The sequence below is a fragment of the Pseudobacter ginsenosidimutans genome, assembly GCF_007970185.1.
In the GTDB taxonomy this organism is placed as follows: domain Bacteria; phylum Bacteroidota; class Bacteroidia; order Chitinophagales; family Chitinophagaceae; genus Pseudobacter; species Pseudobacter ginsenosidimutans.
The window spans coordinates 5,524,601-5,545,300 of record NZ_CP042431.1 but is presented as its reverse complement, the minus strand read 5'-3'; the positions used below and the strand labels follow the sequence as shown (position 1 = coordinate 5,545,300).

Annotated in this window: 23 protein-coding genes; 13 read left to right on the top strand and 10 right to left on the bottom strand. The window is 47.7% G+C overall.

The window, feature by feature from the left end; all coding sequences use genetic code 11:
* Positions 1–3: 3 nt before the first annotated feature.
* From FSB84_RS21800 to pxpB, 6 genes are all read right to left on the bottom strand, one after another.
* A complete protein-coding gene (locus FSB84_RS21800) occupies positions 4–1,266 on the bottom strand; it encodes a DUF4407 domain-containing protein (RefSeq protein WP_130539986.1) in 1,263 nt (420 codons plus the stop codon).
* Positions 1,267–1,418: 152 nt separating this feature from the next.
* Entirely contained in the window at positions 1,419–1,895 is a 477-nt protein-coding gene (locus FSB84_RS21795) for a hypothetical protein (RefSeq protein ID WP_130539985.1), read from the bottom strand.
* A gap of 92 nt (positions 1,896–1,987) precedes the next feature.
* Entirely contained in the window at positions 1,988–3,196 is a 1,209-nt protein-coding gene (locus tag FSB84_RS21790; RefSeq protein ID WP_225979854.1) for an NRAMP family divalent metal transporter, read from the bottom strand.
* Positions 3,197–3,200: 4 nt separating this feature from the next.
* Positions 3,201–3,971, bottom strand: a complete 771-nt coding sequence (locus FSB84_RS21785; protein ID WP_130539984.1) for a 5-oxoprolinase subunit PxpA — start codon at positions 3,969–3,971, stop codon at positions 3,201–3,203.
* A complete protein-coding gene (locus FSB84_RS21780; protein ID WP_130539983.1) occupies positions 3,965–4,957 on the bottom strand; it encodes a 5-oxoprolinase subunit C family protein in 993 nt (330 codons plus the stop codon). Before FSB84_RS21780 ends, FSB84_RS21785 begins: the two co-directional genes overlap by 7 nt.
* A 63-nt stretch (positions 4,958–5,020) precedes the next feature.
* Positions 5,021–5,647, bottom strand: coding sequence for a 5-oxoprolinase subunit PxpB (gene pxpB, locus FSB84_RS21775; protein WP_242626709.1), 627 nt, complete (start codon positions 5,645–5,647; stop codon positions 5,021–5,023).
* Between the two features lie 28 nt (positions 5,648–5,675).
* On the opposite strand from pxpB, the gene FSB84_RS21770 reads away from it, so the two are divergent.
* The 6 genes from FSB84_RS21770 to FSB84_RS21745 all read left to right on the top strand — a co-directional run bounded on the left by FSB84_RS21770 (position 5,676) and on the right by FSB84_RS21745 (position 12,768).
* Positions 5,676–5,900, top strand: coding sequence for a hypothetical protein (locus FSB84_RS21770; RefSeq protein WP_147122302.1), 225 nt, complete (start codon positions 5,676–5,678; stop codon positions 5,898–5,900).
* Positions 5,901–5,913: 13 nt separating this feature from the next.
* The gene (locus FSB84_RS21765) at positions 5,914–7,662 is read left to right on the top strand and encodes a carboxypeptidase-like regulatory domain-containing protein (RefSeq protein WP_130539981.1); all 1,749 of its coding nucleotides are present in this window, start codon (positions 5,914–5,916) and stop codon (positions 7,660–7,662) included.
* Between the two features lie 276 nt (positions 7,663–7,938).
* Complete coding sequence (gene topA, locus FSB84_RS21760; protein ID WP_130539980.1) at positions 7,939–10,518, top strand: type I DNA topoisomerase; 2,580 nt, start codon at positions 7,939–7,941, stop codon at positions 10,516–10,518.
* The gene (locus tag FSB84_RS21755; RefSeq protein ID WP_130539979.1) at positions 10,518–11,063 is read left to right on the top strand and encodes a YcxB family protein; all 546 of its coding nucleotides are present in this window, start codon (positions 10,518–10,520) and stop codon (positions 11,061–11,063) included. The genes topA and FSB84_RS21755 overlap by 1 nt, the downstream gene beginning before the upstream one ends.
* A 119-nt stretch (positions 11,064–11,182) precedes the next feature.
* Positions 11,183–12,118: a transglutaminase-like domain-containing protein gene (locus FSB84_RS21750; RefSeq protein ID WP_130539978.1), complete on the top strand. Its 936-nt coding sequence runs from the start codon at positions 11,183–11,185 to the stop codon at positions 12,116–12,118.
* Positions 12,119–12,297: 179 nt separating this feature from the next.
* Complete coding sequence (locus FSB84_RS21745) at positions 12,298–12,768, top strand: Dps family protein (protein WP_130539977.1); 471 nt, start codon at positions 12,298–12,300, stop codon at positions 12,766–12,768.
* A gap of 77 nt (positions 12,769–12,845) precedes the next feature.
* Here FSB84_RS21745 and FSB84_RS21740 read toward each other — a convergent pair whose 3' ends face one another.
* The 3 genes from FSB84_RS21740 to FSB84_RS21730 all read right to left on the bottom strand — a co-directional run bounded on the left by FSB84_RS21740 (position 12,846) and on the right by FSB84_RS21730 (position 16,352).
* Positions 12,846–14,105 carry a hypothetical protein gene (locus tag FSB84_RS21740; protein ID WP_130539976.1) on the bottom strand — a complete coding sequence of 420 codons (1,260 nt, stop codon included), beginning with the start codon at positions 14,103–14,105 and terminating at the stop codon, positions 12,846–12,848.
* 159 nt (positions 14,106–14,264) lie between these two features.
* A complete protein-coding gene (locus tag FSB84_RS21735; RefSeq protein WP_130539975.1) occupies positions 14,265–15,704 on the bottom strand; it encodes a Gfo/Idh/MocA family protein in 1,440 nt (479 codons plus the stop codon).
* 237 nt (positions 15,705–15,941) lie between these two features.
* Positions 15,942–16,352: an OsmC family protein gene (locus FSB84_RS21730; RefSeq protein ID WP_130539974.1), complete on the bottom strand. Its 411-nt coding sequence runs from the start codon at positions 16,350–16,352 to the stop codon at positions 15,942–15,944.
* A gap of 29 nt (positions 16,353–16,381) precedes the next feature.
* Here FSB84_RS21730 and FSB84_RS21725 point away from each other — a divergent pair, with 29 nt between their 5' ends.
* From FSB84_RS21725 to FSB84_RS21705, 7 genes are all read left to right on the top strand, one after another.
* A complete protein-coding gene (locus FSB84_RS21725; RefSeq protein WP_225979853.1) occupies positions 16,382–16,666 on the top strand; it encodes a tRNA-binding protein in 285 nt (94 codons plus the stop codon).
* A gap of 61 nt (positions 16,667–16,727) precedes the next feature.
* Positions 16,728–17,231, top strand: coding sequence for a methylated-DNA--[protein]-cysteine S-methyltransferase (locus FSB84_RS21720; protein WP_130539972.1), 504 nt, complete (start codon positions 16,728–16,730; stop codon positions 17,229–17,231).
* Positions 17,232–17,299: 68 nt separating this feature from the next.
* Positions 17,300–18,301: a YhdH/YhfP family quinone oxidoreductase gene (locus tag FSB84_RS21715; RefSeq protein WP_130539971.1), complete on the top strand. Its 1,002-nt coding sequence runs from the start codon at positions 17,300–17,302 to the stop codon at positions 18,299–18,301.
* A 2-nt stretch (positions 18,302–18,303) separates the two neighbouring features.
* Positions 18,304–19,368, top strand: a complete 1,065-nt coding sequence (locus FSB84_RS21710) for a ferredoxin--NADP reductase (RefSeq protein ID WP_130539970.1) — start codon at positions 18,304–18,306, stop codon at positions 19,366–19,368.
* A gap of 16 nt (positions 19,369–19,384) precedes the next feature.
* Positions 19,385–19,543 carry a hypothetical protein gene (locus FSB84_RS30720; protein ID WP_158644053.1) on the top strand — a complete coding sequence of 53 codons (159 nt, stop codon included), beginning with the start codon at positions 19,385–19,387 and terminating at the stop codon, positions 19,541–19,543.
* Positions 19,543–19,695 carry a hypothetical protein gene (locus FSB84_RS30715; protein WP_158644052.1) on the top strand — a complete coding sequence of 51 codons (153 nt, stop codon included), beginning with the start codon at positions 19,543–19,545 and terminating at the stop codon, positions 19,693–19,695. The genes FSB84_RS30720 and FSB84_RS30715 overlap by 1 nt, the downstream gene beginning before the upstream one ends.
* A gap of 108 nt (positions 19,696–19,803) precedes the next feature.
* On the top strand, positions 19,804–20,190 hold the full coding sequence (locus FSB84_RS21705; protein WP_130539969.1) for a hypothetical protein: 387 nt from the start codon (positions 19,804–19,806) through the stop codon (positions 20,188–20,190).
* 24 nt (positions 20,191–20,214) lie between these two features.
* Here FSB84_RS21705 and FSB84_RS21700 read toward each other — a convergent pair whose 3' ends face one another.
* Positions 20,215–20,700: a cytidine deaminase gene (locus tag FSB84_RS21700; protein WP_130539968.1), complete on the bottom strand. Its 486-nt coding sequence runs from the start codon at positions 20,698–20,700 to the stop codon at positions 20,215–20,217.

The following is a 20,700-nucleotide window of genomic DNA, read 5'->3' as shown; positions in this document are numbered from 1 at the left end:
GTCTCACAAAATATCGTCCTCGTTCACCTGGTAGCGTTCTTTGAGCTTGCGCATCACTTCATCCATGCTGGCGCGATGGTCTTTCGGGTTCCATTCGCCCCGCTCCCATTTGTCGAGCTCTTCATCGATATGTTTTTGCTGTAACGCACTGAGTTTATCTACGAGCTGATCGCTCATTTCTTTTTGTTTGCGATAGTAGCTGCGCTTTCTTTCAGAGGTCAGCTCTTTATCCTTGCGCATTTCATTTTCAGCTGCAGCCATACTGGTGAGCTCCTCTTTGGCGAGCGCGATATCATATGGCCCAACCGGCATGATGAGTTTGGATAAGATAGGCCCTACTTCAATCAGGATGATCAGTAAAGAAAGCAGCAGGCTGGTCCAGAAAACGCTGGGCTCAGTATCCGCCAGATCACTGAGCGCTTTATTGCGTTCGAGAAAACCAACATTGTTCTTTGCGGCGGCTTCATATTCTTTTCTCTTTGCTTCCAGTCCGGTATTGGTGGCCGCTAAGATACTGTCCTGTTGTTTCATCCCAAGTTCCAGCGAAGCCAGTTCTGGTCTGAATTGCAGAAGGGCTGCATTATATGCTTCCATCTTCAGCCTGGCAAGCTGATCGATGCCGCGTTGCTGTGATCCGCCGGTGCCATCGGCTTCGCGGATATAACTGAGTTGCAGGCTGTGAAGTGTGTCTTCAACAGACAGTTTGCGGGCCTGCAGCCTTGCGCGTTCTGCCAGTGCATTATCGAGCTGGGCTTTGTGTTCGATGCGAAGCAGGCTGTCGTTCTCCTGCACTTTTTGGTGCAGGTTCTTTGTTACCTGTGTATCGATCTCCTTTTCGAATATTTTCAATTCAAGCGGCCTTGCGATGGTGATACCGATGAGCAGCGCGAGGAATACACGGGGAATGGCCATCATTACCTGTTTTCGCTTACTCACGCCATACTTGCGCATGGTGGATACGAGGAAACGGTCGAAGTTGAAAATGATCACACCCCAGATCAGGCCGAAAAGGATAGTCCAGCCCCAGTTGCCGAACACGCTGTACACGGCATATCCGGCGGAAATGGAAGCGAGGATGAAAGTGGCAAGGATCACACCTCCCAGGCCACTGTACTTGCTATGCTCGGAAGGGAATTGCCTGAGAAGGTCCTGGTGTGCGCCCGCGCACCACCAAAGAAAACGGCTGTCAGACTTTTGGGTTGTGCCGCCACCAAACGACTCATAGGTATACAAGCCATCCGAATGACCCTGGTTGTTGTCAGTCATAGTAAATACGTTTTGTTGCTCCGGAAGAGCTCAATTAACGCAACACGGAGTTAAGAGTATAAATCCTGAATAATTGGTGGTTGAAGTGTAGGAACGAACTATTAAACGGCAAAATAGTCCGTTAATTGCAAATGAAAAGCTAAAGCAATGGATTATTTTTTACCGGCAAGTTGATCATTATACCAGGTTCTGCTCCACAGCATTTTACGGATATCGAGTGTATGAACGGCGCCCTCCTCTTCGTTCTTTTTCAATACCATTTGCAGGCTGTGGCGATAGCTGGAGATCCAGGTGGAATCGTTGAGTTTCGTCCATCCGAATTTATTGTTGGCAAGTGTTGTTTTTAGTGCGCTCTCAACGCATTCCCGGCAATGCGCCAATGTGCTGAAGGCAAAACATTTTCCTTTCGAATCAAATTCATAGCGGAAGTTTACAGGTTGCACGGAATCTTCGCGGAGCCTGAAAATGATCTCTGTGTCCTTCTCTTCTACAAGGAATTTATTGTAACGATTTTGCTGCATATAGATCAGCATATGTTTCCTGACCTGTTTGGGTGAATGGCCAATAAGGTCCTGCGCATGGAGCTGTGATGTGAACGCTAATAGAAGAAGAAAGAATAAAGGTTTCATGATATCATAAGGTAATCAACTTTTCGGAAAAGTTCAAATCTGTGCAGAGTGTTGCCAGTCGCTCGCCTCCCGGCGATTGGGCACAGCCTGTATTATTTCCACAGCGTAGCCAGATCATAGATCACGGCCTTCACTCCCATCCATGCCATCACAATCACCACCAGCCAGCCCATTGCGCTCATCCAGACCGGATGTTTATAGCTGCCCACCAGTTTTTGTTTGTATACAGCCAGCAGCATCAGGCCCAGCGCCAGCGGCAGTATCAGGCCATTGAGCGCTCCGGCCAGCACCAGCACTTTCACCGGCGGTTTACCCATGAATGCAAATACAGCAGTTGAGATAACGATGAAAAAAGTGGTGAGCATCCTGTAATGCTTATCCAGGAACGGATGAAAAGTGCGAAGGAAAGAAATGGAAGTATAGGCAGAGCCAACAACCGAAGTGATCGCAGCAGCCCATAGTACTACGCCGAAAATGTAATATCCAGTTTGTCCTGCTGCCAGTTGAAATACGGAACCGGCAGGATTATCCTTATTGATGATTCCGCCACCTACGATCACACCCAGCGAAGCCAGGAACAACAATATCCGCATGGCGGAGGCAAGCAGGATGGCATTCACACTGCTCCTGGTCACCAGCGGAAGTTTGTCCTGTCCTTTTATACCTGCATCCAGCAACCTGTGTGCGCCTGCAAAGCTGATATAGCCCCCAACAGTTCCACCTACCAATGTTACGATGGCAGTAGTATCTATTTTAACGGGCACGAACGTACGAAGTACAGCCTCTCCTACCGGCGGATGCGAGGCAATAGCCACATACAGCGTCAGGGCGATCATCACAAACCCGAGTATCCTTGTGAACCAGTCCATCGCTGTGCCTACTTCCTTTACCCAGAAGATCACCAGCGCCAGTGCTGCAGACAGGCAGGCGCCGATCACGGGCCTGGTGGCATCTGCATCCAGCGGAAAGAGGATATCGAGCCCCAGCCCTGCTCCGGCCACATTGCCGATATTGAAGGCTAGTCCGCCCAGTAATACCAATACCGCCAGCAGGTACCCTGACCCTGGCAACAAATTATTAGCCAGGTCCTGTGCACGCATACCCGAAACCGTTATCACCCGCCAGATATTCAACTGGCCGGCTATATCCAGCAAAATCGAAATAAGGATAACAAAGCCGAAACTGGTCAGCAGTTGCTGTGTAAAAACGGTTGTTTGTGTGATGAAACCCGGACCAATGGCGGATGTTGCCATAAGGAATGCAGCGCCGAGTAAAGCGGATCTTGTATTGGATGAGCTCAAGCAGTTAGTTTTTGACGGGAGAAGTTACATTGATATTGGCACTTGTCAAAGCATGATGGATGGCTTTTGCAAATTGGAGTGCATGAAGTCCATCACCATGTATGCAAATGGTTTCCGCTTTCACCGGAATGGTCTTACCGGAAATGGTTGTTACGGTTTGCTGCTGCACCATCTGCAATACCTGCGCCACCACTGCTTCTTCGCTTTTGAGTAATGCATCGGGATGAGAGCGCGTCGTGAGGCTGCCATCATCCTGGTAAGTTCTGTCGGCGAACACTTCATTGCAGGTAGTTAAAAAATCATGACGACCTGTTTCTATCAGTTCACTGCCGCTGAGCCCGTACAGGATCAGTGAGCCATCGAAATCATATACGGCATCTGCTATAGCCCTTGCCAGAACAGCGTCTTTGGCAGCCATATTGTAAAGCGCTCCATGAGGCTTCACATGATGTAATGAAGCGCCGTTCACCTGTAAGAAAGCACTCAGTGCGCCGAGCTGGTATAATACAATATCATAAACCTTTTCCGGCGCCAGTTGCATATCCGATCTGCCAAAGTTTTCTTTATCTGGAAATGAAGGATGTGCGCCGATGGCGATGCCTGCTTTCATAGCTGCTTCTACCATCGTGTGCATTACATGCGGATCACCGGCATGGTACCCACAGGCAAGGTTGACCGAACTTATGAAGGGAAGGATACTGAGGTCCCTTTCCAATGAATAATCCCATAATGGCGAGCTCTCGCCCATATCGCAGTTGATGTCTGTTTTCAGCATACCAGTTCATTCAGGTGATCATGGCAGGCCCTTTGAAGGATCACCATTTCCTGTTGTTGTGAATATAGCAAATCTTCTGCTGTCTGAATGTCGACACGTTTGAATTGAATAGTATCGCTCGGCCTGAGCTGAGCCAGTTTGGGAAGATGGGCAGACACTATATGTCCGATCCGCGGATATCCGCCTGTGGTCTGGTGGTCGGCCATCAGTACGATGAGTTGTCCGTCCGGCAGCAGTTGCATGGTGCCGAATCCAACTCCGGATGATATCAGTTCGTAATCATGTTTTCTTTTGAGCGGAACGCCCTTGAGGCGATATCCCATCCTGTCGGAGAATGGATGGATGATGAAATTATTCTGCAGAAGATCCTGTTGTGAATTTGGACAGAGTTCACTGAATTCATGTCCGCAGGTGAAGCAGATCTCGTGCGGGTTCTCATAGATGCGACGCATGTCTACGCGCCAGTTGAGCACCTGGAAATCCTTTCCTTCTTTGAGGAGCCCGGCAAAGTAAACGGTATTCTCGCGGAAGCAGAGCTCATCTCCTTTCGCCAGTTTGCGGCCTTCATAACCGCCGGCGCCGGCTTTGAGATTGGTGGAGTAGCTGCCAAGCCAGGGCTCTACATTGAAGCCGCCGTGGATGGCGATATAGCAGCGCGCACCCTGCTGCAGTTTATCGAAATGTAATATTGTATTTCTTCTCACTACGATGGGCCTCCAGAGCGGAAGCGGTTCGTCGTTGAGGTAGGGTGTGAAATCCCCGCCGGTGATACTGATGAGTGCATTTTGTTCGAAGAGGATCTGCGGGCCCGGGAAATGAACTTCCAGTACAGCTTCGCAGCGTTGATTACCGGCCAGCAGGTTGGCTACGCCGGCTGCGTAGGTATCCATAGCGCCACCGGCATTGATGCCGAGATGAGCCTGACCATGGCGGCCCGCGTCCTGGATGGTGTCGCAAAGGCCTGGTTTGATGATAGTGAGAGACATGCAGGGATGTGTTTGGAGTTCTGGACTAAAATTTCGGTTTAGGGTGAGCGTTGTACTAAACGCTTACTGCCGCGTTTTGAATTCCCGGGCAGTGATCGGGAAGAATTGTACTGCATCGCCTGGCTGCATCCATACGGGCTGTTCCGCATGGGGATCGAACATTTTCAGTGGTATGCGGCCGATGATATTCCATCCGCCGGGGCTGTTCAGCGGATAGATGCCGGTTTGTTTTCCTGCGATGCCTACACTGCCGGCCATTACTGAAGACGGCTGTGCTTTTCGCGGAGCGGCAATCTTGTCGTCCACTGTACCCAGGTAAGCAAATCCGGGAAGGAACCCGATCATGTATACCCGGTAAACCACTGCTGTATGCAGGGCGATGATCTCACTGGTGGTTATCTGAAGGTGTAAAGCAAGCGTGTCCAGGTCGGGCGCATATTCCTCTTCGTAACAAACAGGAATGCGGTGTAACGCAGGACTCGCTGTTGAATTTTCGTTTGACTGGTTATACGCTGCCTGGAGTAGATCTTTTATCCAATCGAATGCGGTGCTCGCAGGCTGATACCTGGTTTTGATAAGGTAGGGATCGTAGGAAACCGTTAAGGAGCTGTATGCCGGGATGATGTTATTGAGCCCATCGAATGCATGCTTGCGAAGCCATGCTGCCATTGCCATCACTTTCCTGTTTATCGTTTCGTCTAACTTATTACCCAGCTCAATGGTGGCTGCTGCATCGTTGAGGGGGAATATCGCCGGGAAAGTGTTCAGTCTTGTAATTAATATGGTATCAAATATGCTGAAAAATCCAATGCAAAACGCAAAATCCGGGCTTTTTACAGAATTTATAAGGTTAGGATTTGATATTTACCCAGTTCCCAAGCCTTCCTGGATTATGAAAATTGAAAAAAATGAAACAACTTTGGGCCTGATTACAAAGTATTAAGATACACCTTGTCATGAAAAAAACACGCCTCCTCCCCTTATTACTCCTCGCTTCTTTGGTTTCAATTTATATAGCCTGTCAGCGCGATGATTATGGAAGTCTTCCATCCGGCCCCAATCCTGCTGAAAAAACACAGATATCTATCAGTGGTAGGGTTCTGGATGATGAGAATTTACCTGTTAATGGCGCTCTTGTAAAAGCCGGGAACCTCACCGCAAATACTGACCTCAATGGGAATTTCCAGATAAAGAATGTAACGCTGGATGCAAATGCCAGTTTCGTAAAAGTGGAGAAAGCTGGATTCTTCAGTGGCAGCCGGACTTTCAAAGGCACAAAAGGAAGTACACATTATGTTTCCATTCAACTGATCAAAAAGAATGACGCGGGCTCCTTTGCAAGCGATGCAGGCGGTGATATCACTGTACCTAATGGAGGCAGCGTCAGTTTTGAAGCTGGCAGTATCATCGATGCACAAACAAAGTCTCCCTATACCGGAACTGTTTCTGTGAGTGCTTTCTGGCTTAACCCAACAGTTGATAATTTCCTCGAGATCATGCCAGGTGAACTGCGTGGTGTGGATGAAAATGATAAGCAGGTAGGACTGCAATCATTTGGAATGATGGTGGTGGAATTGACTGGTGCATCAGGCGAGAAACTTCAACTGACAGGATCAAAACCTGCTACCATGAAGTTTCCCATTGCGCCTGCACAACAGGCAAGCGCACCCGCTACTATTGCTTTCTGGAGCTTCAACGATACAACAGGCTTATGGAAACAGGAAGGCATGGCAACAAGACAAGGAAATGAATACATCGGAAAGGCATCGCATTTCTCTTTCTGGAATTGTGATGCGCCGTTTACATTGGTTGATTTCAAAGCAACATTGAAAGGCCAGGATGGTAATCCTGTAAAAGGCTTCAGAGTGGTATTGAAAACTGCCGACGATGAAACAGGACCTACTGCTTCCAGTTATACTGATACAGCCGGCGTTGTGGCTGGTTTGATCCCAGCCGGAAGAAGATTGAAAATGACAGTATTCGGCAAATGTAATGATGAACTGTTATCGCAGGAGATCGGGCCTTTTTCAGCAGCAACTGATCTGGGAAATATTACCGTCAACATTCCCGCAGACAGCAAAGTTACATTCACCGGGGAGATCCTTAACTGTAGTGGTTCTCCTTTGCAAAATGGTTTTGCTGATATCGGGATCCAGGGCAAATTCGAAAGAGCGCCTATCGTAAATGGTGTATTGAATTATTCTTTTATTCGTTGTGGAAGCAATGATACAAAAGCCAGTGTACGCATAACTGATATAGGCAATAGCATTATTGGCGGGATCAAAGAAGCGGACGTTATTGCAAACGTAGCATCACTCGGAGAGATCACCGTTTGCGAAGAGGACCTTGGAGAATACCTGATCTACACAATGGACACTATCTCTCGTCAATTCCTCCCCCCTGCTGACACAGCAGGCGTTTATACTTCCGAGCTATATCATTATGTATATCATGCCAAACGGGATACCAGTGATGCATTTTACCTGCAATTTACCCCGGATGCCAGCGGAACAGTATTCACGCCTGGCTATTCTTACGTGTATGTCAGAAAGATCATGTACCTGGGAATAGAACCGATTACTCTTCAGATAACAGAATATGGAGCTCAGGGAGAATATATTGCCGGCAAATTCAGTGGCAAAATGAGAGCTGAGAATAACGCCATCCTGCCTATCAATGGAAGATTCAGATTGAAAAGGATGTGATCTGATATATATCAAATTCATAATCTAAGGGCGTGGTTGACTGCGCCCTCTTTAATTGGACAGGCCCGGTCCCTTCCAAAAAAATTAGCAAACCCGCCGTTCCGTCAGCCTCCCAACCTCCTTTGTCAACTGATTATCAGCCTCATTGACCCTAATCAACCTTATCTCATATCCGGCCCAATTCTTGACCCTACCCCTGGCACCAATTTGTTGTTTTCACCGTTATACACTAAACTTGCACGCCAACAGGCCTATTTTAAACCGCTTAATCAACGTATGGCGAAGAATTTATTGATCGTGGAGTCTCCTGCAAAGGCAAAAACCATCGAAAAGATCCTTGGATCGGATTTCGAAGTTAAGAGCTGTTATGGCCATATAAGGGATCTCGAGAAGGACGATATGGGTATCGATCTGAAGAATAATTACCAACCCAGATATATAATTCCTGACGATAAGGAACGGGTAGTAAGAGAGTTGCGAACCTTAGCTAAAAAATCCGATGAGGTTTGGCTCGCAACGGATGAGGACCGCGAAGGGGAAGCTATCAGCTGGCACCTTTGCGAAGTACTCGGTCTGGATCCCCGCAACACCAAACGCATCGTATTCCACGAGATCACCAAACCGGCCATCCGGAAAGCGGTGGACAATCCACGCACAGTGGACATGAACCTCGTGAATGCCCAGCAGGCACGCCGCGTGCTCGACCGTATCGTGGGCTTCGAGCTCAGCCCCGTGCTCTGGCGCAAAATGAGCATGAAGAACAACCTCAGCGCAGGACGTGTGCAGAGCGTTGCCGTTAGACTCATTGCCGAAAGGGAAAGAGAGATCAACGCATTCACCGCTACCAGCACTTTCAAAATAGAAGCCCTCTTCACGCATAACGATGTTACCGGCAAAGCCGTAACATTTGCAGCGGAAGGCAAAAAATATTCCGGCGCCGATGACGCGGAAAACTTCCTGAAAAGCTGTGTAGGCGCGGATTATAAGGTAACAGACATCCAGGTGAAACCGGCCCGCAAATCGCCTGCCGCCCCCTTCACCACTTCCACTCTGCAGCAGGAAGCCTCCCGTAAGTTTGGCTACTCCGTTAGTCGTACCATGCAACTGGCGCAGAAGCTTTACGAAAGTGGTAAGATCACCTACATGCGTACGGATAGTGTGAACCTCTCCGATACCGCCATGGGAGACGCCCGCAATCAGATCATCAGCCAATACGGAGAACGTTACCACCAGCCACGCAAATACAAGAATAAGAACGAATCCGCACAGGAAGCACACGAAGCGATTCGCCCTACTTATATGGATAATCACGACGTGGACGATCCTGAAACAAGAAAATTATACGAGCTGATCTGGAAACGCACCATGGCTTCTCAAATGGCTGATGCGGAACTGGAAAGGACCATCGCCAAGATCAATATCTCCACCAATAGGGAAGAGCTCACCGCCAGCGGTGAAGTGCTCAAGTTCGACGGCTTCCTCAAAGTATACCGTGAAGACCGCGATGAAGAAGATATCAATGACGATGAACAGGCCGAAGGCATGCTGCCGCCACTCACTGTGAACCAGCAACTGCCACTCAAAGAAATGAAAGCCATCGAGCGCTTCAGCAGGCCCAGCCCGCGTTACACGGAGGCTTCCCTGGTAAAGAAACTCGAAGAGCTCGGCATCGGCAGACCTTCCACCTACGCTCCCACCATCTCCACTATTCAAAAACGCGGATACGTTGAGAAACGCGATAAAGAAGGTGTAAAAAGAGAATACCGCATCTTCAGCCTGGTGAAAGATAATATCACTAAGATCACTGAATCTGAAAATACAGGTGCAGAGAAATCCAAGCTCTTCCCTTCCGACCTCGGACTGGTAGTGACGGATTTTCTGAAACAGTATTTCGATGATATCATGGACTATGGTTTCACTGCCCGCATCGAGAATGAATTCGATGAAGTAGCTGCAGGCAAACTGAAGTGGAATAATATGATCGATCAGTTCTACGTGCCTTTCAAAAAGGAAGTGGACGATACTATCGTGAATGCAGAACGTATCAAAGGCGAGCGCGAGCTTGGCGTTGATCCGGAAAGCGGCAAGAAGATCGTTGCCAGGATGGGCCGCTTCGGTCCAATGGTTCAGATCGGTGATGTGAACGATGAAGAGAAGCCGCGTTTCGCCAGTCTCAAAAGAGATCAGAGCATCGAAACCATCTCCTACGAAGAAGCGCTTGACCTTTTCAAACTGCCGAGAACACTTGGCAATTATGAAGACCAGGAAGTAGCCGTGAACGTTGGAAGATTTGGACCATATGTAAAATTCGGTGAGCAATTCATCTCCATTCCCCGTGGGGAAGATCCACTGGAAGTGACCCTGGAGCGCGCTATCGAACTGATCAATGAAAAACAGCAGGCCGATGCTCCTATCGCCATGTACGAAGGCAAAGGTGTAACCAAAGGCAAAGGACGTTTCGGTCCATTCATCAAATGGAATGAGATGTTCATCAATGTGCCCAGGCGCTACGATTTCGATAATCTCTCCCAGTCGGACATCGGGGAGCTGATCGGCGCCAAGGTGGAGAAAGAAGCCAACCGATATATCCAACACTGGCCTGATGAAAAGATCTCCATCGAAAATGGTCGCTGGGGTCCGCTCATCAAATTCGGCAAGAAGATGCTGAAGCTGGGTAAGAAAGCTGACGACAGCAAGTACACTGCTGAAGAAGCCGCCACCATTCCTTTGGAAGAAGTGAAGAAGATGATCGAGGCGCAGGTTCCCAATGCATTTTCAAAGCCCGCCAAAAAAGCGGCCGCAAAGAAAACCGCCACCAAAAAAGCCGCTCCCAAAAAGTCGGCTAAGAAAAAATAGTGCTCACCTTACGATTTAACCTTACCCGGGAAGAGTTCCTGGAATACAACTATTACACCAGCTGGTCTTCGCCGGACCGGCGGGCGTATCGTATCAGGTATTTTACCCGGGTATTGGCGCTTTATGGAGCAGTGGCCGCAGGTTACGTTTACATCAACCGTTTCCGTCATGATTTCCTGGTAGATGCCTTTGTTTTTGGAGCTATCGGTCTCATCTATGCGCTGATTGTTCCCATGCTAGTGAAACGCTCCATCAAAAGCCGGGTGAATACGATGCTCCGCGAACCGGAGAACCAGCATATCCTTCAAACTTCCGAGATCACCCTCAGCCAACAGGGTATCATCGATAAGGACAGCGCCTCCGAAAGCAGGTACAACTGGGAGGCAATTGTCAAAAAAGTGGAAACGAAAGACTGCTACTATCTCTATACAAGTTCTTACCATGCAATTCTTATCCCCATGCGCGCCGTTACAAACGCGGAGGAAAAGAAGCTCCTGAAACGCCTGCTCGATCAGCATCTCCCGCTGGCAAGTGAATTGCTTTGATAATCACACAGATGAATTTTCTGTGAATTTGTGGAAAAGATTTTTACAAGGATTTTAATCATTTCTCCGAAATTGACAACGTGATTGCGTTGTCTAATATCAGGGAGAATCCCCGGCCTATGGAGGAAAATAAAGAAATATCAGCGTTGTTCCACCTGATTGATGATCCGGATGAGGAGGTCTTTAATGTGGTGTCCACCCGCATCATCGATTTTGGAAAAGGTATCATCCCCAATCTCGAGCACCTGTGGGAGAATACCGTCAGCGAAGATGTGCAGGAAAGGATCGAGCTTCTGATTCATCGGCTTCACTATCGCGATCTCACCGGGGAAACGCAGCAATGGGGCAGGAATCTGCACCAGGATTTGCTGACGGGCGCCCTGCTGGTAGCCCGTTTTCAATATCCGGAACTTGTCACCAGCACCATCTACCAGGAGATCGAAAAACTCCGCCGCAATATCTGGCTCGAGCTCAACAACTACCTCACTCCTCTCGAACAGGTGAATGTGCTCACCAGCATCCTCTACAATTATTATAATCTCAGGGGCTCCGAGATCGCTTACCAGCAACCCGAAGAGTTCCTCATCAATAAGCAACTCGAAAGCAAAAGGGGTAACGCTATTGCCAACGGCATCCTCTACCTCATTGTAAGCGAATTGCTGGACGTTCCCATTCGCGCCATCAATATCCCCCGGCAATTCGTGCTGGGCTATTTCAAGCCGGAATATGACTTCACGAGAGTGAACGAAAATCCGCAATACAAAACGGAATTCTTTATCGATCCGATGAGCGGACAGGTGTTCACCCACAAAGACGTTGAAAATTACTTCAAGCGCATCAATGTGCCACCGGTGGCCTCCTACTTCAAACCGCTTTCCAATAAAGCCGTGATCAGGATGCTGATGGAAGAATTCTCCAAATGCTTCGACAACGATAAATACCGCTACAAACAAAAGGAATTGCTGGACCTTGCCGCCATCCTGGATACACCGGATGAAGATCCCTTTACAGGTGAGGTGGACGAAACCGGAGAAAACGACGATCCCTCCATCTGACCAGGATCATGATTTTGTATCAATGTAATTAGTACATTTGAATACGCTTGCCCCCTGGCAACGTATATCCCTGCCCGGGCCGCCGGCTCGAATACCTTAGTACAAACTTTTACTGTCGCAATTTTGTTACTTCATCGGAATGATGATAACTATTATCTATACACTAAAATTCATAAGACATGAAAGCGAACATTGGCCTTATTGAAAAGAACGCACAGCAAATTGCTCTCATACTGAACAAACTCCTGGCCGATGAATTTGTGTTGTATGCCAAAACCAGGAATTACCACTGGAATTATGAAGGCGACAACTTCATCGAAATGCACAAATTCTTTGAAAGCTTATACACGGAACTGGAAGATGTGATAGATGAAATTGCAGAAAGAGTACGTAAGATCGGGCACTATGCCGAAGGCCGTCTGAAAGAATACCTGAAGCTCACCGATCTCACTGAGCCCTCCACCACTACCAAACAGGGCGAACAGGTTAGAAATCTCCTGGATGACCACGAAACAATGGCCCGTTACATCCGTGAGAAGATCACAGAAGTAGACAAACTGAAAGATGTGGGCACGGTGGATTACCTCACACAACTGATCCAGAAGCATGAAAAAGCCGCCTGGATGCTGAGGTCTTATCTTGGTAAATAATTGTTAGTGTACTATAAATGAAAATCCCGGTTGATGATTTCAACCGGGATTTTTTATGAAAGTATCCAGGAATGAAATTAATATTTACCACGCGATTGGGTGATATTTTTTCTCATTGTTGCGAAGCTGGTGTTTAGGTGGGTGGAGTCGATATCGATAATTATTTGACGGGAATACCTCCTGTTGCAATGTCTGGTTTCATTGAGATACAATTGAAATCCTATATGTGCCATTTTTTTATCAAATCTTTTTCTGAATCTACCAAACTGTTCCGACGACATTCTTGCTTTTAGGGTAACGGGATATAATTTCCCGGAATTGAATTCAATAGTCCCGTTTTCTGCAGGATGAACCTGAAAATCCATATCCAGGTACGGGCAGGTTATAACCCATCTCCGTTCACGAGTTTCTTCTATTTCGAAATACAACTTTCTATTACTGTTTGAGGGTATATAGCCAGGTGATTCCAGTTTGATCATAATCATACCCTGTATGTCCACAGAATCATTTGGGTTATATGAGGCGGAGAGAAAAAGAGCCTTCCTGCTGGCCTCGTTCTTGTCTGTCATATCAACCCCCGGTGTGTCGCCAAACTTATTCAGGTACCCGTATGTAAATGAATTCAGACGATCATGAGAATAATTGGATAAACATAAAATGAACCACAAACTTACCCCGTAAATCCATTTCTGTGAACGCCCCGGAACTTTGTTTGGAGATATCTGTAAAAGCTGACTGTGTAAATTATTATCACGTTCCTTCACTTTTTGGGGCAACAGATAAACGTAAAAAGCCAAAACAAAGTAGAAAATGATATCAAAGGCCATTAGCCAATAAGGATGAATGAAAATGCCTGATTCACGTGCATTCGGGTTTATCCAGGCAACCAGTAAAGGAAAAACGACTACATACAGCATTTTGAATAGAGTAACCACCATACCCGCATACAAGAATAATTTCACCAAAGTCTGGAAATGCCGCCTGCTGAAAATAGCTGCTGTAATGGAAATTTGTACTAGCCCTACTATCAGATTGATCATTACAAATATCAACATATTAAGGCTGATCGTTTCAGTAAGATGCGTTTGTTCACCTTTGACCCAAGGTGCATAATAAGGTGCATATGTTGAAGTCAGAGGGATCAACTGCGTTACGAGAAAGAATAGAAATACTGTAAAAATATAAACAGGCAATGGTTTATATATCTTGCTGAAATCATTCTTTTTGATCATCGCAAAAAGCTTGCGGGGATGCCGCGCAGTTATCCGGATTGTTTCAAAAAATTTCAAGAATCCTTCTGTGAGTGATTCTGCTTTGTTCATGGTCACGTGCTCCATAAATATCGGTTTGATTAATAAAGGTGTGATGTTACGCCTTCACTCCTCAAACATTTATACTGCCAACAATCTTTCTAATAAAAATTGATTGGAATCATGTGCATAGGCACAAAAAAACAGTGCAGTTGCCTGCACTGTTTCCTAAATCATTCCGGTTTCTTACACGCCCAGCGTCCAGCCTTCCCTGTATTCTCTCTTCACAAACTGGTTCGCTTCTTCAAAATTGGTGATGCGCATATTCTTCGCATCCCATAACAATTTCTTTCTGCCAAGATATTTATCGCCCCATCCTTTCAGGTTGGGGTTCTTCATCAGGAAACTCCTTATCGCCAGGTTGCCGATAAGAATGCTTTCCGTAAACGGACCTGCAAACTCGAACGGAGAACTGGTCTCACCTTTACCATGACCTGCAATACAGGCGTTCACCCACTGCACGTAATGCCCTTCAGGAACGCGTTTGATGGTTTCCTTCGGCATCTTCTTTTCTTTCATCAGCCTGGTGGGAAGCAGTCGTGGATTGGCGCCATAACAATCGGCCATGATCTTTCCTTTGCTGCCTTCGAAGATCACGCCGCCATCCCAGTTGCCCATCTCTTCATCAGGTAAAAGTTCGTCTGGCCTTGCAGGTAAGAGACCACCATCGTACCAGTTCACTTTGATCACATGTTTGCCATCATTGGTGGGATAAGACAAACGGATGATGGTGCTGGGTGGACAACTGTCTGGGTTAGCCGAATCGTCCCACATCTTCTGCCAGATGGTAGCCACGCTGCACTCCACATCGGAGGGATACAGGATAGGCAGGATGCGGTACACAGGGTCCATGATATGGCAGGCCATATCGCCCAGTGCGCCCGTTCCGAATGCCCACCAGCCACGCCAGTTGAAGGGCAGGTATGCGGGATTGAAATCTATTTTCTTAGCCGGACCGAGCCAGAGGTCCCAGTCGAGCTCTTTGGGAATTTCGTGTGTGCCTGATGGTGTGGGAACTCCCTGAGGCCATACAGGACGGTTGGTCCAGCAATGCACTGTATGCACCTGGCCAATCAGGCCTGCATCCACGATCTCTTTCATTTTGCGAACGCCGTCGCCGGAGCCGCCCTGGTTGCCCATCTGGGTCACCACCTTATAACGTTTAGCTGCTTCCGTTAGCATACGCGCTTCGTAAATATCGTGAGCGAGTGGTTTCTGCACATACACATGTTTGCCTAATTGCATGGCGGCAATGGCTGCTACGGCATGTGTATTATCCGGAGTGGATACAGAAACTGCATCGATGTTCTTTCCTTCCTTGTCCAGCATCTCGCGGAAATCGCGGTAGTAAGGAGCTTTGTCGAATCGCTTGCGGCTCTTGGCTGCTTCGCGGTCATCCACATCACAGAGTGCAACGATCTGCGCATTCGGGCTCTTTACAAATTCAGCAAGATCGCTTGCACCCTTGCCGCCAACGCCGATACCGGCTATGCGGAGCTTATCGCTCGGCGCTACATAGCCACGGCCAAGCACATGACGGGGAACGATAAAAAATCCTGCTGCTGCCAACGATGTGTTGCGGATAAAATCCCGCCGGCCATGATCTGACGTTTGCTTCTTTTCCATGTTTCAGTCCATCTGGTTTTGTATGAGTAGAAGAACTGAAAATACGATGGTAAAACGATTTAGCAAAGAAGAGGAGCCATTAATTTCATAAACGGCAACTCCGGAACAAACCTCAAACATTGATGCCCGAGGCCCATTCCGGAGTTGACCGTACTATGGTGCAGTTTTCTTCCCCGCATTTCACAAAAACTTAATCGTGAATGCCTGAAAAAGAAAGCTGTTACGTGCTGATTTGGATTAACCCAGTGTGGCTTCTGTAGTGATGGTCACGTTCAGCGCCTTGCTCACCGGACAGTTCTGTTCTGCGTCTTTCACCGCTTCCTGGAATTTTTCGGCAGTGATACCGGGAACAGTAGCTTTCACAACCAGGTGTGAGGTAGTGATCACGCCATTGTCGAGCGTAATGGTAGATGTTGTTTCAATGGAATCAGGAGTGAATCCTGCACCGCCGAGAACGAAGCTGAGCTTCATGGTGAAGCAGCCTGCATGTGCAGCTGCGATCAGCTCTTCAGGGTTGGTGCCAACGCCTTCTTCAAACCTTGATTTGTATGAGTACTGGGTTTTGTTCAGGGTAGTGCTTTGAGTAGTCAGATGTCCATTGCCTTCTTTTCCGGAGCCGTTCCATACGGCTGTTGCTGTTCTTTTCATATTATTTGTCTTTATTTGAAAAAAAATTAATGATGAGCATTACCTGGGATGATTTCGAAAAGATCGAAATGCGTGTTGGAACAATCATGGAAGTTACAGATTTTCCCAAAGCGAAAAAGCCTGCCTACCAAATTACCGTGGATTTTGGAGAGCTGGGCATTAAAAAGACCTCGGCGCAGATCACGGCGCTGTACGACAAAGAGAGCCTGATCGGCAGGCAGGTGGTGGCTGTGGTGAATTTTCCACCAAAACAGATCGCCAACTTTTTCAGCGAGTGCCTGATCATGGGCGTATACACTGATAAAAAGACGTAGTTTTATTACAACCCGAACGGAAAGTGGAAAATGGCTGGAAGATCGGGTAACCATCAAAACTATGCCTGCCAGTTTTACCACATATTACCAGAGCCCGGTCGGATTGCTCCGGTTATCGGGTACGGACCAGTATCTCAGTGAACTGCACTTTGTGGATAACGACGAAGAAGCCTTGCAGCAACCCCCTACTCCGGAACTGCCTCCCCTCGCCATCCAGGTCACCGAAGAACTGATTGAATATTTTCAGGGCCATCGCCGTATTTTTGACATCCCTGTGAGCCAGGAAGGAACAGAGTTCCAGCTGAAGGTCTGGAACGAACTGATGAATATTCCCTTCGGCAAGACCACCAGCTACCTGGATATCGCCCGCAGGCTGGGCGATCCCAAGACCATCCGCGCTGCGGCATCTGCCAACGGCCGCAATCATGTGGCCATCATTGTGCCCTGCCACCGCGTGATCGGTTCCAATGGAGAACTGGTGGGCTATGCAGGTGGATTGTGGAGAAAGAAATGGCTGCTGGCGATGGAAAAGCGTGTGGCCCACGGCGTTCAAACCCTTTTCTGACCCGGCATTCAAAGGCAGGTCTGAATTTTGCAGTTATATTTTAAAATCAGAAAGGAGGAAATAAGTTTATGCCATTCAAAGCACTATGGATAACAGAAACAGCAGAAGGAAAATTTGAAAGGAATATCGTTGAGAGAATGATAGACGACCTGCCGCCCGGCGAAGTGGTGATCAGGGTCCATTATTCCGCACTGAATTATAAAGACGCACTCTCCGCCACCGGCAATAAAGGCATTACCCGCAAGTTCCCCCATACTCCCGGCATCGATGCTGCAGGCACTGTTGAGATCAGTCGCAGTGAACTCTTCACCGTCGGCGAAGAAGTGATCGTTACCGGTTACGATCTCGGTATGAACACCTGTGGCGGATTTGGTGAATACATCCGCGTTCCGGCCGCCTGGGTGGTTCGTAAACCCGATGGTTATACGCTGAAGGAATGTATGATCCTCGGTACTGCAGGATTCACCGCTGCTTCTGCCCTCTTCAAGATGGAACTGCTTGGGCAGCATCCGCAACAGGGCCCCATCGTTGTAACAGGGTCCACCGGCGGCGTGGGCAGCATGGCTGTTGCCATTCTTGGCAAAGCCGGTTACGAAGTGATCGCCATTACCGGCAAGGCCAATGCAGAAGCATATCTCACCAGCCTCGGCGCTACGCATATACAATCCCGTGAATGGGTGTACGATACTACCGGTAAAGCCCTGCTCCGTTCGCAGTGGGCCGGCGCTATCGATACCGTTGGCGGCAATACACTCGCTACCCTGCTCAAAGCCTGCCAGATCGAAGGCAATGTAGTAAGTACGGGACTTGTGGGCAGCTCGCAACTGGCTACCACCGTGTATCCTTTTATCCTCAATGGTGTGAACCTTCTCGGCGTTGGCTCCGCAGAAACGCCCATGATCCGGCGTATGGCCATCTGGGACAAACTCAGCACCGCCTGGAATATAAAAGACAAGCTCAATGGCATTGCCAAAGAAGTAAGCCTGGAAGAGCTCAGTGATATCTATATCGATTCCATTCTTGAAGGAAAGGTCATGGGCAGGATCGTAGTAAACCTTAGTGATAAGTGATCATGGATTTTTTGGAACTGATCGTAAAAGAAGTAGTGCCCGAAACAAAAGAGGCCAAAAGTTATGTGCTGGAACAGGTGAATGGAAATCCCATCACCTATGAAGCCGGACAATTCCTCACGCTCCTGATAGAGTTCAATGGTCATGAAGTAAGACGCTCCTACTCCATGGGCTCTTCACCCGGTACCGATGATCGATTGTTCATCACCGTTAAAAGGAAAGAGAATGGTGAGATCTCCAGGCATATCCTGGAACACTGGCAACCCGGCACCAAAGTGCTGGCTGTGCCGCCATCCGGCCGTTTCACTATAGAGACAGATCCCGCTGAACAAAGACACTTGTTCTTTCTCGCTGCCGGAAGCGGCATCGTACCTGTGTTCTCGCTGATCAAATCTGTATTGGTATCCGAGCCAAAGACGCATATCACGATGCTGTATCAAAACCACGATGAAACCACCATCATCTATCATCGTGAGTTGCAGTTGCTGGAAGAACAATATCCGCAGCAGTTCACCCGCATCGATCTGCTCAGCCATCCATTATTGCATGAGCTGCCTTCACGCAGGCTCAACAACGGACTGCTGGAACAGCTCGTAGGCTACCACGAGCCAAAGCCATTTCGTCATCATCAAAACAGACCTCCCACACTCTTCTATACCTGCGGACCTCCCGCCTTCATGCGGATGGTACAATTCACGCTGCGCGTGATGGGATACGAAGAAGACCAGATCTTCAAGGAACATTTCACCATTCCTGTATTACCGCCTCCGGCACTGGTGATCGATCCCGGCCCCAAAAAAGTATTGCTGAAATATCAGGGAAAAGATTACGAATTTGATGTATCTTATCCTACCTCTATTTTGCAGGCAGCCCTCAACCTGCAGATAGAACTGCCCTACAGTTGCAAAGCCGGAAGATGCGCCACCTGTACCGCAAGATGTGTGAGTGGAGAAGTAAAGATGACGAATAATGAAGTGCTAACGGATAAGGACACCGGAAAAGGACTGATCCTCACCTGTGTTGGTTATGCCGCCACAGATGTGCAACTGGAGTTTGGAGGACTGTAAACCTTAACCTCAGTATATGTCTGTAGATTACAAAGCCATTGCTATTGGCATCGTTTTTATTCCAATTGTATGGATCTTACAGATCCTTCCCCTGCATGATTATCTCAATTATCTTATTCCACGATTCTCTAATATCGCGTATGCAACTGGTCCGGATGGATACTCAACGGCCTGATGGATATCGCAGCTATTCCATTGGGCATTCTGATCATGGTGTTTTATTATAACCTGGTAGTACCATATTTCGTCAAGGGAATTGTAACCCTTTCCTGGATTGCGAAAGATAAACCACAACATCAGATCGGCCAGGTTACTACAATCAACTAATTACAACAACTCTTCCTGTGTATGATCTTGTACAAGAGTGCTCAGTGAACAGATTAGGAAGATCCAGATTTTCTTATTATCTTTTTATCAATGCAACCTTACTCCATCATGAGAAATCTATCAAGATTTTTATTCATTCCCGGACTATTCTTTTCTATCGCTTATAATAATGCCTTTCGTTCCGGGGAAGGTACATTCCTGAACCTGTCCGCGAATTTCTATTTGGCAATGGCAGGCCTCACACTTCTTACAGCATACATTCTTAGTTTTATCGTCTACAAAAAAACTAAGGACATCCATGCGTTAATACCAGACAATAGTTATGGTGTTCTGATCCTTTCTTCAATAGTTGTGCTTTCATTTTCTGCCCTGCTCTTTTATCTGGCGATTCAAAGGAATTCTGTTCTGCTGGGTCTGATTACATCTTTGTTCCTGTGTGGTAGTATACTGTCGGAGATCATTGTATTAAATCATAAAAAGGCAGAACGATCCTGAACTTCTCAGATGTCAGTAATGAAATCACAACAATTCTTCCTGCGTAAACGCCAACGGCAGTAATGAGCTTGCTTTCTCTATTACAAAAACTTTTCCTTCCATGCCTGCGAGGATCAGGCGTATCGGCTGGTTCACCCGGCCTTCGAACTCCTGCAAACTTTGTCTGCAGATCCCACAAGGCGCTACCGGATGATCACTGGGACCATTTGCCTGCTGATAACTGATAGCGATGGTATCGATAGGAATGCCGGGATACATACTGGCAGCGGTGCTGAGCAGCACGCGTTCTGCGCATATGCCTGCGGGGTAGCTGGCATTTTCCTGGTTGGAACCGGCCACAATCTCGCCATTGGCAAGTTTGGCTACTGCTCCAACCAGGAAGTTTGAATAAGGTGCATAAGCATACTGGCTCACATCCCTGGCCTCATTGAGTAACCAGGCATCGGGTGGTTCCAGTTCGCTGATGGAATCATATACAATGTAAGAGAACTGATAGTTTGCTGACTTCAT

Coding starts and splice junctions, on each gene's coding strand:
- FSB84_RS21715 (WP_130539971.1), top strand. CDS start 17,300: ATGCCATTCAAAGCACTATGGATAACAGAAACAGCAGAAGGAAAATTT.
- FSB84_RS30715 (WP_158644052.1), top strand. CDS start 19,543: ATGGATATCGCAGCTATTCCATTGGGCATTCTGATCATGGTGTTTTAT.
- FSB84_RS21720 (WP_130539972.1), top strand. CDS start 16,728: ATGCCTGCCAGTTTTACCACATATTACCAGAGCCCGGTCGGATTGCTC.
- topA (WP_130539980.1), top strand. CDS start 7,939: ATGGCGAAGAATTTATTGATCGTGGAGTCTCCTGCAAAGGCAAAAACC.
- FSB84_RS21710 (WP_130539970.1), top strand. CDS start 18,304: ATGGATTTTTTGGAACTGATCGTAAAAGAAGTAGTGCCCGAAACAAAA.
- FSB84_RS21740 (WP_130539976.1), bottom strand. CDS start 14,105: ATGGAGCACGTGACCATGAACAAAGCAGAATCACTCACAGAAGGATTC.
- FSB84_RS30720 (WP_158644053.1), top strand. CDS start 19,385: ATGTCTGTAGATTACAAAGCCATTGCTATTGGCATCGTTTTTATTCCA.
- FSB84_RS21745 (WP_130539977.1), top strand. CDS start 12,298: ATGAAAGCGAACATTGGCCTTATTGAAAAGAACGCACAGCAAATTGCT.
- FSB84_RS21780 (WP_130539983.1), bottom strand. CDS start 4,957: ATGTCTCTCACTATCATCAAACCAGGCCTTTGCGACACCATCCAGGAC.
- FSB84_RS21700 (WP_130539968.1), bottom strand. CDS start 20,700: ATGAAGTCAGCAAACTATCAGTTCTCTTACATTGTATATGATTCCATC.
- FSB84_RS21735 (WP_130539975.1), bottom strand. CDS start 15,704: ATGGAAAAGAAGCAAACGTCAGATCATGGCCGGCGGGATTTTATCCGC.
- FSB84_RS21705 (WP_130539969.1), top strand. CDS start 19,804: ATGAGAAATCTATCAAGATTTTTATTCATTCCCGGACTATTCTTTTCT.
- FSB84_RS21765 (WP_130539981.1), top strand. CDS start 5,914: ATGAAAAAAACACGCCTCCTCCCCTTATTACTCCTCGCTTCTTTGGTT.
- FSB84_RS21770 (WP_147122302.1), top strand. CDS start 5,676: ATGGTGGCTGCTGCATCGTTGAGGGGGAATATCGCCGGGAAAGTGTTC.
- FSB84_RS21800 (WP_130539986.1), bottom strand. CDS start 1,266: ATGACTGACAACAACCAGGGTCATTCGGATGGCTTGTATACCTATGAG.
- FSB84_RS21785 (WP_130539984.1), bottom strand. CDS start 3,971: ATGCTGAAAACAGACATCAACTGCGATATGGGCGAGAGCTCGCCATTA.
- FSB84_RS21750 (WP_130539978.1), top strand. CDS start 11,183: ATGGAGGAAAATAAAGAAATATCAGCGTTGTTCCACCTGATTGATGAT.
- FSB84_RS21730 (WP_130539974.1), bottom strand. CDS start 16,352: ATGAAAAGAACAGCAACAGCCGTATGGAACGGCTCCGGAAAAGAAGGC.
- FSB84_RS21725 (WP_225979853.1), top strand. CDS start 16,382: ATGATGAGCATTACCTGGGATGATTTCGAAAAGATCGAAATGCGTGTT.
- FSB84_RS21795 (WP_130539985.1), bottom strand. CDS start 1,895: ATGAAACCTTTATTCTTTCTTCTTCTATTAGCGTTCACATCACAGCTC.